The sequence below is a fragment of the Desulfosarcina sp. genome (assembly GCF_041551955.1).
Classification (GTDB): domain Bacteria; phylum Desulfobacterota; class Desulfobacteria; order Desulfobacterales; family Desulfosarcinaceae; genus Desulfosarcina.
The window spans coordinates 1-14,423 of sequence record NZ_JBFELV010000092.1; the positions used below are offsets into that span (position 1 = coordinate 1).

Genomic DNA, 14,423 nt, shown 5'->3' on the forward strand with positions numbered 1-14,423 from the left:
CTCACCGGCGGGGTCACGTTGGCGTCCTGGGAGTACCAGAAAACGATCATGTGGCTGACCATCAGGGGCACGCCCATGTCGAGCAGGGCCGGGCCGGCCAGGGTGGCCAGAACAATGTAGCTGGCGGTGACCGGCAACCCCATGCCCAGAACCAGTGAAGCCGCACCGATGAGCAGAATGGCCAGGGCTTTGATCCCGTAACTCAGATCCAGCACCAGGCTGGAAAATGTCAATCCCATACCGGTCAGCGTGACCATGCCCACGATAATGCCGGCGGCGGCGCAGGCTACCGAGACCATGATAGCGCTTTTGGCCCCCTTTTCCAGCGCCTTCACAATGCTCTTAAATTCATCCAGGCAAAAGGTCACGGCGGTGGGGCGTTTTTTCCCTGTGCCCATCATTTGCGGCGCTACCGCCCATCGAACGGCATTGGCGGTAAGACTGGCGGCTACAGTGCTGACGACAGCAACGAAACCGGCCATCATGGGCGAGTAGTTGTTCACCAGTACATAGACCAGAATCGCCACGGGAATGATGAAATGCAGCCCCGCTTTGAGGACTTTGCCCACCCGGGGCAGGCTCTCTTTGGGTTGGCCTTCCAGGCCATATTTTTTGGCTTCATAGTGGACGAAGAAAAGCACGGTTACGTAATACATGATCGCCGGCACCAGGGCCACCTTGATGATGGTCAGGTAGCTGGTGTTGGTGAATTCGGCCATGAGAAAAGCCCCGGCGCCCATGATGGGCGGCATGAGCTGGCCGCCGGTGGAGGCGGCCGCTTCGATGGCCCCTGCCACATGGGGTCGGTAGCCGACTTTTTTCATCATCGGAATGGTAAAGGATCCTGTGGCCACCACGTTGCCGACGGCAGAGCCGGATATCGACCCCATGAAACCGGATGCCACCACCGAGGTTTTGGCCGGTCCTCCAGAAAATCGGCCGGTGAGGGCGTAGGCCAATTCGATGAAAAAATTGCCGCCACCGGTGGACTCCAGGAAGGCGCCGAACAGCACAAAAACGAAGACGAAGGTGGCGGCCACACCGATGGGCAGGCCGAAGATGCCTTCGGTGGTCAGCCACAGGGTGGTGGTGATCCGTTCGATGGAATAGCCTTTGTGGATGATCAGTTCGGGCATCCAGGGTCCGAAATAGGCATAGAGCATGGCCATCGTGCAGATGCCGGTCATGATCACCCCGATGACCCGCCGACAGGCTTCCAGCACCAGCAGCGTACCGACGATGCTGACCAGCAGATCCGCCGGCAGCCAGTCCCCCTGGCGCTCGAAGATGTCGGTGAGGTTGATGCAAATGTAGGCCGTACAATAGATGGATGCCGCCGCAAGGAGCCAGTCCAATGCCACCCAGAAATTGAACCGATCCTTGCGGGCACCTGAAAAAGGAGGTTTGAGCAGAAAGGTCAGTGTCAGAATGGCCCCTAAATGAATAGAGCGCTGAACCAGGGCCGTAAGCGCGGCAATCCCGGCTGTGTAGAGTTGATAGAGGCTCAAACTCACCGCCACCGCCATGACGATCTTTGCGGTGATGCTCACCAGCGGTGAGGTCTCGTTGTTGGCTTGGGCTGGATCGCTATCGGCCATGTGGATAGTTGTGCTTTCTTTTCAATTGAATGCCGCTTTTTGGGTCAACTTTTGATTTGATTGCCGATTGACGGTGTTGCATCGTGCGGAAAAAGGTGCCTCCACAGGTAGTGCAACAAAGACACACGCCTTGCAGAAAACTGCACCGCCACATGCGGCGCTCTTGCGCTCAGGTTGGTGCGGCTACCGCGCCAAATGATCGTGTGGTCCACACCGCCGCTGCCAATGCGCAGCACAAAATCACCGGTGGGCATGTGCATGTCTTCGATCACCTCGTAAGGCCCGCGAGTGACCATGCGTCCCACGCCCGGCATTTTGCCCATTCCCGCGCCGAACTTTAAGTACCGCTCTTCTTCAATGAAAATGCGCCCCGACGGGTCCAGGCTGTGCGTCTCCCAGATCGGGGCGTTTTCCACCGAATGATAGTAGTGAACCGTAAAGTGCTCGCCGGGTTCCAAGGGCAGCACCAGAAGGGGGGGCCCCCCTTTGACCGGCGTGATTCGAAGCTCCAGCCCGCCGGGCAGAATCCGCGCAGCGGCGAGCAGAAGCATCGCCAGGCCGATGGCGGCCATGAGGGTCCGCATCATCGACCTGGCCGTCATGCGCATCAGGGCCGCAGATTATCCGGCACGGCGATGCCCTTCTCCTCCAGGTATTTGATCGTCCCCGGGTGAAGTGGGATCTGTGAGTACTTAACCGCATTTTCCGGTGTGGTGTAGGCAGCCGATGGATGGATCTTCTGCAGGTAGTCGTTGTGTTCGAAAAGGGCTTTGACCAGGTTATAGACCATCTCTGTGTCCAGTGAGGCCTGGCAGATCATCACGTTCCACACCCCGATGGTGGATACGGGCTGATCGATGCCGCGATAGACCCCGCCGGCCAGCTCAACGGCCGAATAGGTTTCGTTGGCCGCCAGGATTTGTTGGGTTTGTTCCGGTGTAAAACCAATCATGTTGATCTCGTGGGTGGTGGCCAGGTCCAGGATGCTGCTGGTGCCGGGGCCCACCGACCACACACCGACATCGATGGTGCCGTCTCGCAGGGCATTGGCGTTTTCAGTGAAGGAGAGGCGGCTGTCCTTGTAGCTGTCGGGTGCAATGTCCAGTGCCTTGAGTACCGCTTCAGCCATGAAGTTGGTGCCGCTTCCCGGGCTTCCCGTGCTGATACTGCGGCCTTTAACCTGGGCGATGTCGGTGACACCGCTGCTTTTCAGGCTGACAATCTGCAGCAGGTTCGGGTACATGATGGCCATGGAGAGGATGTCATGCTTTTTGCCGTTGAACTTGCTCAGGCCGTTGAATCCGGCCACGGCCACATCGCCCATGACCTCACCGATGACCGTTTCGCCCTTGTGGGCCAGCTTGACATTTTCCACGCTGGCGCCGGTCACCTCGGCCACAGCCTTGACGTCCTTGACATACTTGGACCAGATTTCTGCCACACCCCCGCCATAGGGATAGTAGATTCCGCCGGTACCCCCGGTGCCGATGCTGATGAAAGTGGTTTTGGCCAGGACCGGCGACGCCATCGAACCGGCGATGAAAAAGAACAGTACTGCGAAGCTGATGCGTTTCATTTCAAAGTCCTCCCATATTATTTTCAGATCCTATTGACTCATGGTCTTGACCATCAGCACGATCGATTTGGGCCCGAGATTCATTCCGCTGACCGGATATTCAAACGATTCGGTTTGCCCGGGTTCGACCAGACCTTTGTTCGTCTTACGCGGGATGAGCCCGCCCACCGCCTTGCCATTGTCCAGAAAAATGTTCACCCGGTAGCGCTGGGGCTGGTCGCTGATATTCTTGACGGCTACATTAAAATGCAGGGTGTCGCTTCCCTCCCATTTTTTCAGGACGCATGAGAAGTCCGCCAGCTCCGCTTCCGGTGCGATGGTTTTTTCTATCTTGCTGTCTGCGGCGCAGGGAAAGACTTCTCCGGGTTTGGGTTGGGGACCGGCGCAGCCCGCAAAAACCAGGCATGCCAGAACTGCAATGATCCCTAAGAACCCTACAAGATGTTGAAATTGCTTCATGGTTCTATCCTCCTTAGCAGGTTGTCGGGTGAAAACCAAAAGCCTATATTCAATGCCCGTGAAGGCATGTTTGCGGTGTTGCAGACAAAGCGTCGGGTGACGTGCGAAGGCAGATCATGCCGGGTCTGGTGAAGAGAGATAAACCCCTGCCGATCGACAACCAAAAGACCACAGGCGCCCATTTTTGTCAACTGTCAGAATCTGTTAGATCATCAGTCTGCCTGCCGCCACGATAGCCATTCCGACAATCATGGCCAGCAGGAGGTTTTTGGTTTTCCAGGCGCACAAGGCGGTGGCCAGGGCGGCAACGCCCCCAAGCATACCGGCGGAAAAAATCCCCGGTGCCACCAGGGCGAGCAGGATGGTTCCGGGCAGGGTTTCCATGAAGCGCTTGAACCCGCCGTTTTTGGGCAGGCGTTCCGCCAGCAAAAGGCCACCCAGGCGCAGGCTGTAGGTGGCCATGGCGGCCCCGGCGATGGCCATGACGATGGACAGGTCCGTCGATAAGGCAAGGGTCATTTTGTTTTCTCCCCCATCGACTCTTGCAGGACATTGTCCGGCAATTGTGGGGGATCCTTTTTTTTCGATGCGAAGACGGTTTGAAGGGCAGGGACCAATGCCCCGCCGATGCCGCCGATGACGATGTACCATTTGCCGGGCAGCCAACGTTCGGCGATCACCGCCAGCAGGGCAGCCGTTACCCACGGTGCGATATCTGACTTTCCCCGCCACATGCTTACGGTAAGGGCGGTAAACACCGCTACGAAGGCAAAGTCCAGGGCAAACCACTCCGGATGGATCACCAAGGCGCCCAGTTGATGGCCCAGCAGGGTGCCCATGGACCAGACGCTGCAAAGACAGATGCCGCCGCCCAATAAAAAACCGGTCGTGGCGCCGCCATGGCGATAGGCCGCCATGGTGACCGCCCAGTTTTCATCGGCGACCAGATGCATGATCGCAGCCTTTCTGATCAGAGATGTTCCCTGGAACAGGGGGTTCAGAGAAGCGCCGATGAGCAGGTAGCGCATGTTGATGATCAGTACGGCCAGGATCATCTCCACCACCGGCAGGGGCGGCGCCCACATCTCCACCATGACGAACTGGGCGGAGCCGGCAAAAACGGTTAGGTTCATCGCCAGCAGCTGGAGCCAGGTGAGTCCTTTCTGGGCGGCCAGCATGCCCAGGACGCTGCCGTATGCGGCCACGCTGGCGCCCACCGGCAGGTTGGCCAATGCGCCCCTTCGCATCTCCTCGATCATTTTGAATTGCTCCCGTTATTGAGTGCCCCTCAGGTTTTCCATTCTTCACCTCACCGCGTTCATCTGTTCCACCACCGGACGATATTGCAACTTTATCCGAATCAGCTGCGGGTACCCCTGGAGCGAGCAGATCGAAAAGGGTATCAGGGCGTTGGCAGTTATCATCAAGAAGATAATCTAAGCTCAGCGGGCCAGGGCGCGTTCAACCATGCCCACGAATTGATCGAACAGCGCCCTGCGGCTGATACCGAAGGCCGCCGCGAAGTTTTTTTCACGTATTCTCAGGATTTTCAGGACCCCGACGATTTGGCCCCAGAGAATCAGCATGAGCTGATGAGCGGTCAGATCGCTCTTCACCCCGCCGCCGGCCATTCCCGTCTCGATGGCTGCGGTCATCAGGCGGGCCATGTCGTCCGACACCTGCTGGCAGCGTTCCCGGTGGCTGTCGGGGGCCGTCGAAGCGGCACGGTTATGGTAATCGAAGTAGCGGCTCTCGTAAGCCATGATCAGGTCCATGTATTGCGGGTGGTCCATGGAAAAATCGAAAAAGGCGACAGCCAGGTCTCGCAGACCGCTGCTGTTCGGTCCAGTTTGCTCGACGGATTGTTTCAGCGCCCCGTGCAGGCCCTCCAGTCCTCTGAGCACCACCGCCAGAAATAGATCTTCTTTGTCTATAAAATAGAGATAAAGGGTGCGCTTGTTGTACCCGGCGGCCTTGGCGATGGTCGGCAGGGTCGCCCCGTCGTAGCCACGTTGGAAGAAGACGGTCTCGGCCATATCCACGATGCGCTGTTTGCGCTGTTCCTGTTCCCAGGCTTTTCGGTCTGCACCTACCATTGCCGATCTTTCCCAGTAAAAAAATCCCGGATATCAGGGATCATATGATTTGACAACAACTGACGGTGAATGATATTTCACCACAGTGTAATTATTAACACCTCATTGAATAACAACTTCCCCGGTTTGCCGTCAAGGGTCAAAATGAACGACCAAAAATGAACGAATCGATAGCGTTGATGCTCTTTTCTTGCGCCACGGTGCTGGTGGCCGGCTATGTGCGCGGATACGGCGGATTCGGATTTTCCATGATCACGGTAGCGGCCCTGTCGCTTTTTTGCGCACCGGCACAGGTGGTGCCGGTGGTGTTGCTTCTGGAGGTGGCCGCCAGTCTCTTCCTGCTGCCAGGCATCTGGCGACTGGTAGCCTGGCCGTTACTGCGCTGGCTGCTGACCGGGGTGGCTGTGGGGACGCCTGTGGGGGTCTGGATGCTTGGAAACGTCTCCCCAGCGCCCATGAAAATAGCCGTTGCGGTGATCATTTTTACTCTAGCCTTGATGCTGCGTCAGGGTTTTGAGGTCAACCGGCGGTTGAAACGGCCGGGGACGATGGCCGCCGGGCTGGTCTCCGGAGTCCTCAACGGTGCGGCGGCCATCGGCGGACCCCCGGCCATTCTTTTTTTCTTCTCATCACCAGTGGGTGCCGCCGTTTCCAGGGCCTCGCTGGTCGCCTTTTTTCTGGTGACGGACATCCTGGCTGGCGGATTCTGTGTCGCCGCCGGCCTCATGACCGTCGGACATGCCAGGCAGGCAGCCATCCTGGCCATTCCTATGGCTGCGGGTTTGTTTTTGGGCAAGCTGGCCTTTATTCGGACGCCTGAGACCGTGTTCAAGAAAAGGGTACTGTTATACCTGATGATGTTGTCTCTGCTGACCCTGGTCCGGTCGGCCAAACCGTTTTTAACCTGATTGAAAAACCGAATTGTCATATATTTCAATTGAACGGAGCGATGCCATGCAGATTGCAAAGAAGGGGATGGCCAAAAAGGCCATATTCGAACGATTGACCGAGTTTCGCGAAAATGACATCAAGTGGCAGGAAGGCCGCACCTACGGATATGTTTTTGATCCGGGAAAAGCGACCATGGAGGTTGGCAAAGCCGCTTACAACGAATTTTTATCGGAAAATGGCCTGGACTTCACCGTGTTTCGAAGCTTGCTGCGGCTGGAGCGTGAGCTGGCCGCCTTCGTGGCCAGCCACCTTCGGGGGGACAGCCAGGTGGTGGGGAATTTCACTTCAGGTGGGACCGAAAGCATCATCCTGGCAGTCAAGGCGGCCCGCGATTGCTACCGCGAAAAGCGACCGGACATTACCGTACCGGAAATGATACTGCCGGCTACGGCCCACGCCGCGTTTCACAAGGCGGCCCATTACCTCGGCGTGAAGGCGGTGACCGTGTCCGTCGACCCGCAATCCTTCCGGGCAGATGTGCAAAAGACAAAGTCTGCCATCACCGGCCGTTCCATCATGATCGTGGGGTCGGCGCCGTCATACGCCCACGGCGTGGTCGACCCCATTGCGGACCTGGCCGCCCTGGCACAGGAGAATGACCTGTGGATGCACACCGATGCCTGCATGGGCGGTTTCCTGCTCCCCTATTTACGCCGCCTGGGCCAACAGGTGCCGGATTTCGATTTCACCGTACCCGGCGTCACCTCCATCTCCGTGGATCTGCACAAGTACGCCTACACGCCCAAGGGGGCGTCGCTGATCCTTTACCGGAACAAGGCGCTGCGCAGGCACCAGATCTATGCCTGTTCCCGCTGGATCGGGTATACCATCGTCAACAATGCCGTGCAGAGCAGCCGGTCCGGCGGGCCCATGGCGGCGGCCTGGGCGGTGCTCAACTATGTGGGTGACGAGGGTTACCTTGAAATCGCCAGGAAAAAGCTGGCGGCCGTCAAGAAGATCACCGACGGCATCGACCGGATCGACGGCCTGCGCCTGCTCACCCGCCCGGACATGTGCCTGATTTCCTTTACCTCGGATGAGGTGAACGTTTTTTACATTATCGATGAAATGAACCAGCGGGGGTGGTATATTCAGCCGTCGCTCTCCTTCGACAACTCACCGGCGCACATCCACCTCTCGGTCAGCGCCTCCAATGTGGGCTGGGAGGAGGAATTGCTGGAAAATCTGGCCGAGTGCGTCCACATCGCGCGAAGCCTTCCCGACGGTGAGTTGACCGGGTTGATCAAAGGCAACCTGAAAGGGGTGGACCTGTCGGCCATTTCCGATACGGAGATCATGGGGTTGTTGGCTGCGGCCGGCGTCACCGACGGGGCCCTGCCCAGTCGCATGGCCGACATCAACGGGGCCCTGGACGCCCTGCCGGCTCAGGTTCGGGAACGGGTGCTGACCGCCTTTGTCAATGATATGTTTTCTCAACCCTAAATAAGGAAAGCGCCATGAATACCCCTTTTCCTTTTGACGGCATGCTGACATTCGCTTTCCTGTCGGTGCTCTTGTTGATGGGTGTCGGCCTACGAGCCAGGGTGGGCTTCTTCCAGCACTTCCTGGTGCCCAGTTGCCTCATCGGTGGTGTGTTGGGGCTGGTGTTCATGTACACGGGGGTGTTGGGCCTTGAAACTGCTACCATCGAGGCCTTTGCCTATCATTTTTTTAACATCTCTTTTATTTCGGTTGGATTGACCCGGGACGACAACGCCAGTGAACGCCAAGCCAACAAGCAGATGATCAAGGGGCCGGCCTGGATGGCGCTGATGCAGGGGCTCACCTTTCCCATGCAGGCGGTTCTGGGCGGATCGATGGTGATCCTGTTGGGGTGGTTCGGCGTTCAGCTTTTTCCCACCTTCGGATTCCTGGTGCCCCTGGGGTTCAACGAGGGGCCGGGACAGGCCCTGTCCATCGGCAAAGTATGGGAGGGCGTCGGCTTTGCCGATGCCGCTACGATTGGGTTGACCTTTGCTGCGGTGGGTTATTTCTTTGCTTTTTTCGTCGGCGTTCCTCTGGTGAACCGGGGCATCCGCCGCGGGCGTGCCACCTATGGACCACGACAGCTTCCCAGGGATTTCATCACCGGCATTCTAAACCGCCAGGGGGCTGCGGAATCAGCCGGCCGGCTGACCATTCATTCGGGAAATGCGGACACCCTGGCTTTTCAATCGGCCCTGGTGGGTGGGGTTTACGGAATTACCTACGGGATCATCCAGTTTCTCGGCAGTTTTTTGCCTGCAGACGTGGCCGGGATGCTCTGGGGGTTCTTCTTTTTTTTCGGCCTGGGCGTTGCCCTGGTGGTCAAATGGGCCATGCAACGGCTGAAAATTCAACGTCTGGCCGATGCCGGTGTGCAGCGCCGGATTACCGGCTTCTCAGTCGATTTTCTGATTGTGGCCACGGTGGCTGCCATTGAACTGAAAATCGTCTGGGATTACCTGTTGCCCATCGGCCTCATCGCGCTGGTCAACGGTATCATGACCACGGTGCTGGTGGTTTATTTTGGCCGGCGCCTTTCCGCCTATAGTCTTGAACGCACGGTGGCCATATACGGGGTCGTCACCGGTACGGTGTCCTGTGGTTTGCTGCTGCTGCGCATTGTGGATCCGGATTTCAAGACCCCGGTGGCTTACGAGATTGCAGTGATGAATGTGTTCTCTCTGCCGGTGGTCGGGGGATGTACGGTTCTGGTCAACGGCCCACTGTGGTGGGGTTGGCCCTTGTGGGTTGCCATACTGGTTTTTGTCGGTATCATGGCTGTCGCCTTGACCTTGATGAAGTTGATGGGTCTGCTCAACGGTGCCACCCCGACCGAACCCGTCAGATCGTCACCGGCATGACGGTTGCCGTTCGGTGGGCCGGTCTAACGCTAAGACGCCCAACGGGCAATCGCTATATGGGACGCTCCTGGATATCGGTCACAAAGCGATTCAGAAGGTCGTAGAGTCGGGAAAGACTTTGGATCTCCACATGCTCCTCCGTGGAATGCTGACTGCTGTTGCCGTCGGCGCCCCACACGATGCCGGAAATGTTGAACTGGGACAGGAAACGTGCGTCGCTGGCTCCGTGGGCGATGCCCATGCGGGTACCCGTGGCCAGGGCCAGCAGCCGTTCCCGATAGGGTGATTCCGGACTGACGAACAGGGGTTCACGCTCTTCCGTGATCACCTTGCCGGATACGGCCGCCTGGATTCGTTGCACCAGGTCATCCACATTGTCATGTTCCGTGTAACGGATATCGAATGTGGCTTCCGCCCTGTCCGGAACCTGATTGACCGAGTCGCCGGCGTGGAATACGGACAGATTCATGGTGCGATGCCAGTGTTCCGGATCCGTCAGCCCCTCGAAAAAGCCTTTGACGACAAGGCAATCCGCCATCAGTCGTTCGATGGCGTTTTCTCCCTGCCAGGGCCTTGCCCCGTGGGCCGTTTTACCGGCGGCAACCACTTTGAGCCGTAAAATACCCTTCTCCTTGACCACGATCTTGTCCACGCGGCCACCGTCCAGGGCAATGCAGAAATCGCATTTGATCCCGCTAAGGGCGCTTCGGGCGCCGTCGTATCCGCCGACCTCTTCGTCGCCGGTGATCAGCACGCCCACGGGCAGATTTTCGTCACCCAGGCCCTGGCGACGATTGGATAGAATGCGGTTTTTCAGAAGCACCATGGACAGGGCCACGGCGTATTTGTCATCGATGGCGCCGCGGCCGTAGAGTCTGCCGTCCTTTTCAATGGGTTCGAATAGCGAGTCGTCGGCGTTGACCACGTCGATATGAGACATCAGCAACAGCGGTGTCTGTCGTCGGCGTGCCGGAAGCGCACGCATTGAAGGAACGCCGTTGTTCTCCACGGCGGTGCAGGTGATGTCGTGACCCTTGAACCATGTTTCGATGAACCGGGCGCACTTGTGGATTTCTTCCGGTCGGGTGTGGGTGGATTTAAAGCGGATCAGATCTTTGGTCAGGTCGACGATTTCCCGCACGGTTGCAGGTGATGTTTCAGCAGCGGTTTCGATGGGTATCCTCCTTGATGGCACTGGCCGTTTTGGTTTACGCATCCCCGCGGCAAGCCGCTTGGAATCTGCTGGCTGTGGTGGTTCCTGTCAATCTAGATCCGTTCATTTTAGCGCACAATCGAGTTGAATGTAAACGGTTGCTTTTACCAGATGTTGCCGACACCTTCCGGCCGCTGGCGGCGCCCAGGTAGATGGCGAAACGGGCGAGGATGACACCGGTCGACGCCATGGTCGACGTGGCCCGGTTAACGAACAATACATCCCAGGTAAAAGACAACGGCGGTTGAAGCACCAGGATCAGTCCGGCAATGGCGGCGGGAATCCGGGGCAGGGGCCGGGTGATCAGCAGCCACCCCATGGTCTGGCAGATCAGGCCCGCTTGTGTAAGAAAAAGTATTACAAGATAATCAGAAATACCCCAATTGAACCTTTTCACCGGGCTTGTTAGTCTGCCACTTATCGGGAGAGATCCCTTTTGTGCTCCGCGGCGCCACAACTACCCTGTCGCCCCGGGTGATACCAAACCATCTGCAGGAGGAACGAATGAGGAACAAATTTTTTACCATTGCTATTGGTGTTTGTGCGGTTCTGATGATGACGATGACTTTTACGGCCGATGTCAATGCCAAAACCATGTACAAATTCGGTGGCGGTCCCGCCGGTGGAACCTTTCAGTTCATGGCCGGTGGTATTTCTACTTACCCGGGCGTGAAGGCCATCAAGGAGTTCAGGGTTCTGGCCGGTGCCTCCGGGGGTTCTACCGAGAACGTAAGAAAAGTCGATACCGGCGCTTATGCGTTTGGCGTCTCCTATTCCGGGGATGTCTTCCTGGCCCGCAACGGACTGATGACCAATGATACCACCAAATATGAAAACGTGTTGGCGGTGGCTTATTTCTATGGTGCACCGGCCCACTTGGTGGTAAAAAAGGGCGGCGGCATCAAAAGCCTGAAAGACCTCGAAGGCAAAAAAGTCGGCGTGGGCAATGCCGGCTCCGGCGCCTTTGCCAACTGTGAACTGCTTTTCAACTATATGGGCGTCTGGGACAAGATCGAACGAAACGCCATGGGATACAATGATGCGGCAGCGGCTTTCGGCAACAACCAGCTGGATGCTTTCTGGCTGTTTGTCGGTTATCCCTCCGGCGCCGTAATCATGGCTGCCCAGCAGAACGACATCGAACTTCTGGATCTGTATACCGAACCCGAAGCAGCCGGATTTTTTGAAAAATATCCCTATTTGTCCAAACTTGACATTCCTGCAGGCACCTACAAGGGCGTAGACGCACCGGTCCCCTCTTATCAGGACTCAGCCCTGTGGACGGCCAACAAGGATGTTCCGGCAGAGGTGGTATACACGCTGCTTTCCAAGATTTACACGCCTGAGGGCCTGGCCCACATGGTCAACGTGAAAAAGACCGCCAAGTCCATGAGCATTGAAGACGGCATCAAGGGTGTGGTGACCCCCCTGCATCCGGGCGCCGAGAAGTTCTGGAAAGAAAAAGGCGTTTTGAAATAATCCTTAACCAACAAGGGGCTGCCGGCACATGCCGGCGGTCCCTTGTTCTGCCACATTCGAAATAACCCTCCATCAACGAGTCAGGGGCCGCCGTGTACGATCAACTCAAGCGATTCGAACAGATCATTTTCGATGTCCTGTCGGTGCTGCTGGTGCTTTTTTACTCCTATGCCGCCGTGGTCCAGCCGGCGTCCACCCAATACCACCGGGGCATCTATGTCATCATCACCTACGTGTTGGTTTTCCTGCTTTACAAATCCAAATCAACCATCATGCGGGTGGTGGACTATATTCTGATCTTGCTTTCCATCATCTGCATCGGCTACTGGATCCTCAATTTCGAGGCGATCAACTACCGGACAGGCGCGGAAAACGTCATGGACAAGACCATCGCGGTGGTCGGTGTGCTCATCGGCATCGAACTGGCCCGGCGGGTGGTGGGCAACGCCTTCGTGATCATCGGCACGGTGATGCTGTTATACGGCGTATACGGGCCCTATGCCCCAGACCTGTTTGCCCATCCGGGCGACACCTTTCCCAACCTGTGCACCACCATCTACTATATGAGCGATGGGGTCTTCGGCATCATGGCCAACGTGCTGGCCACCTACGTGATCCTGTTCGTCCTGTTCGGCGCCTTTTTGGAAAAGAGCGGCGCCCAGCGCTTTTTTATCGATTGGCCGCTGGCCGCTGTGGGGCACAAGATCGGCGGACCGGCCAAGGTGTCGGTGATCGCCTCCGGCTTGTTTGGTTCCATATCCGGCAGTGCCATCGCCAACACGGTCTCCACGGGAGCCTTCACCATCCCCATGATGAAAAAAGCCGGCTTCCGGCCCCATATCGCCGGCGGCATCGAGCCGGCGGCCTCCATCGGCGGCATGTTCATGCCCCCCATCATGGGAGCCGGCGGGTTCATCATGGCCGAATTGACCGGCGTGCCCTACTCGCGCATCATGCTGGTGGGCCTATTTCCGGCCTTCATGTACTTCTTCAGCGTCTTCGTCATGGTGCACTACGAGGCCAAGATGCACAACATCGTGGGTGAACGGTCCGAACACAGCGCCATGGAGATCCTGCGAAAAGAGTGGTTCTTCACCCTGCCCCTGGTCATCATCACCATCTTCATGCTAACCGGTTACTCTCCCGGTTATTCGGCTATCTTGGGGCTAGCCTGCTGTATTATCGTCAGCTATAAGTACAAGGAAAACCGGATCGACTACACCCTGGCCGTGGTCATGGCCTTGGTCCTGGCCACGCAGTTGATATCGCTGCTGTTGAGCAAGACGGTAGGACCCGAGGCCGGCAGGAGCTTCAACCGCATGTTTTCCGAAAGGGAGATGGTGTTCGCCGGTATCGCCCTGTGCGTGATCTGGTATGCGATCAAAAAAGACCAGCGACCGGCGATCAAGCTGGGGCTCAAGCGCTTCGTCGATTCCTCCAGGTCCGGAACGGAAAACAGCCTCAAGATCGGCGCCACCATCGGCGTCATCGGCATCATCATCGGCGTATTGACCTTTACGGGACTGGTGCTGACTTTCGCCGACATTGTCATCGAACTGGCCGCCGGTTCGCTGGTGATGACGATTTTTCTGATCGCGCTGGCGTCCCTCGTCCTCGGCATGGGGGTGCCGGTCACCGCGGCCTACCTGATCACGGCGGTGGTGGCCGTGCCGGCCCTGACCCATCTGGGGGTCAACGAGATCGCCGCCCACATGATTGTCTACTGGCTCTCCCAGGACTCCAACATCACGCCGCCGGTGTGCATCGCCGCTTTTGCGGGAGCGACCATCGCCAAGGCCAACATGTGGCGCACGGCATTCGCCTCTTTCAAGTTCGCCAAGTTTCTCTACCTGGGGCCATTTTTGTTCGGCTACGTGCCGGCCTTCTCGCTGGACGGCAGCGCCATGGACATCGTCAAGGCGTTTACTCTGATTATCTTTGGTACCTGGCTCTACTCTTATATTTTGAGCGGTATCTGGATCAAGCAGCTTATCGGGTTGTTCAAGAAAGCCCCGGCCGCCTGATCGAACCCTGAAAACCGCGCTGGTACACGAACTTCGAAACCTCTTGAAAACCCTCGCCCCAACGGGCGGGGGTTTTCACGTTTAATTCTTGTTTAAATTTGATGGTTCCGTAAAAAGTCACAAGTGGTGTCACTCCCGCGAAGGCGGGGCACGTAGTGAAGCTTTTTCAGCGCTGTCCATA

Annotated in this window: 14 protein-coding genes; 5 read left to right on the forward strand and 9 right to left on the reverse strand. The window is 57.4% G+C overall.

The window, feature by feature from the left end; genetic code table 11:
* The 7 genes from ABYV26_RS09325 to ABYV26_RS09355 all read right to left on the reverse strand — a co-directional run.
* Positions 1 to 1,598: TRAP transporter permease (locus ABYV26_RS09325; protein WP_372680330.1), on the reverse strand; the 1,598-nt coding region annotated here is incomplete at its 3' end.
* Positions 1,599 to 1,642: 44 nt separating this feature from the next.
* The gene (locus tag ABYV26_RS09330) at positions 1,643 to 2,185 is read right to left on the reverse strand and encodes a DUF1850 domain-containing protein (protein WP_372680332.1); all 543 of its coding nucleotides are present in this window, start codon (positions 2,183 to 2,185) and stop codon (positions 1,643 to 1,645) included.
* Between the two features lie 20 nt (positions 2,186 to 2,205).
* Positions 2,206 to 3,174, reverse strand: a complete 969-nt coding sequence (locus tag ABYV26_RS09335; RefSeq protein ID WP_372680333.1) for a TAXI family TRAP transporter solute-binding subunit — start codon at positions 3,172 to 3,174, stop codon at positions 2,206 to 2,208.
* Positions 3,175 to 3,204: 30 nt separating this feature from the next.
* Complete coding sequence (locus ABYV26_RS09340) at positions 3,205 to 3,633, reverse strand: hypothetical protein (RefSeq protein ID WP_372680335.1); 429 nt, start codon at positions 3,631 to 3,633, stop codon at positions 3,205 to 3,207.
* Between the two features lie 204 nt (positions 3,634 to 3,837).
* A complete protein-coding gene (locus ABYV26_RS09345; protein WP_372680337.1) occupies positions 3,838 to 4,152 on the reverse strand; it encodes an AzlD family protein in 315 nt (104 codons plus the stop codon).
* Positions 4,149 to 4,892, reverse strand: coding sequence for an AzlC family ABC transporter permease (locus tag ABYV26_RS09350; protein WP_372680339.1), 744 nt, complete (start codon positions 4,890 to 4,892; stop codon positions 4,149 to 4,151). The genes ABYV26_RS09345 and ABYV26_RS09350 overlap by 4 nt, the downstream gene beginning before the upstream one ends.
* Positions 4,893 to 5,075: 183 nt before the next feature.
* The gene (locus ABYV26_RS09355) at positions 5,076 to 5,729 is read right to left on the reverse strand and encodes a TetR/AcrR family transcriptional regulator (protein ID WP_372680341.1); all 654 of its coding nucleotides are present in this window, start codon (positions 5,727 to 5,729) and stop codon (positions 5,076 to 5,078) included.
* 158 nt (positions 5,730 to 5,887) lie between these two features.
* Between ABYV26_RS09355 and ABYV26_RS09360 the strand changes: the two genes are divergently transcribed.
* From ABYV26_RS09360 to ABYV26_RS09370, 3 genes are read left to right on the forward strand one after another with little or no spacing between them, the layout of a single operon-like run.
* Positions 5,888 to 6,637, forward strand: coding sequence for a TSUP family transporter (locus ABYV26_RS09360; protein WP_372680343.1), 750 nt, complete (start codon positions 5,888 to 5,890; stop codon positions 6,635 to 6,637).
* A 46-nt stretch (positions 6,638 to 6,683) separates the two neighbouring features.
* Positions 6,684 to 8,123, forward strand: a complete 1,440-nt coding sequence (locus ABYV26_RS09365; RefSeq protein WP_372680345.1) for an aspartate aminotransferase family protein — start codon at positions 6,684 to 6,686, stop codon at positions 8,121 to 8,123.
* Between the two features lie 14 nt (positions 8,124 to 8,137).
* Entirely contained in the window at positions 8,138 to 9,526 is a 1,389-nt protein-coding gene (locus ABYV26_RS09370) for a hypothetical protein (RefSeq protein ID WP_372680347.1), read from the forward strand.
* Between the two features lie 52 nt (positions 9,527 to 9,578).
* Here the strand turns inward: ABYV26_RS09370 and ABYV26_RS09375 are convergent, their stop codons facing one another.
* On the reverse strand, positions 9,579 to 10,742 hold the full coding sequence (locus ABYV26_RS09375) for a M20 family metallopeptidase (RefSeq protein ID WP_372680349.1): 1,164 nt from the start codon (positions 10,740 to 10,742) through the stop codon (positions 9,579 to 9,581).
* Positions 10,735 to 11,058: a hypothetical protein gene (locus ABYV26_RS09380; RefSeq protein WP_372680351.1), complete on the reverse strand. Its 324-nt coding sequence runs from the start codon at positions 11,056 to 11,058 to the stop codon at positions 10,735 to 10,737. Before ABYV26_RS09380 ends, ABYV26_RS09375 begins: the two co-directional genes overlap by 8 nt.
* A 185-nt stretch (positions 11,059 to 11,243) precedes the next feature.
* Between ABYV26_RS09380 and ABYV26_RS09385 the strand changes: the two genes are divergently transcribed.
* Both ABYV26_RS09385 and ABYV26_RS09390 read left to right on the forward strand, forming a co-directional pair.
* The gene (locus ABYV26_RS09385) at positions 11,244 to 12,218 is read left to right on the forward strand and encodes a TAXI family TRAP transporter solute-binding subunit (RefSeq protein ID WP_372680353.1); all 975 of its coding nucleotides are present in this window, start codon (positions 11,244 to 11,246) and stop codon (positions 12,216 to 12,218) included.
* A 92-nt stretch (positions 12,219 to 12,310) separates the two neighbouring features.
* Entirely contained in the window at positions 12,311 to 14,242 is a 1,932-nt protein-coding gene (locus tag ABYV26_RS09390) for a TRAP transporter permease (RefSeq protein WP_372680354.1), read from the forward strand.
* Positions 14,243 to 14,423: the final 181 nt, after the last annotated feature.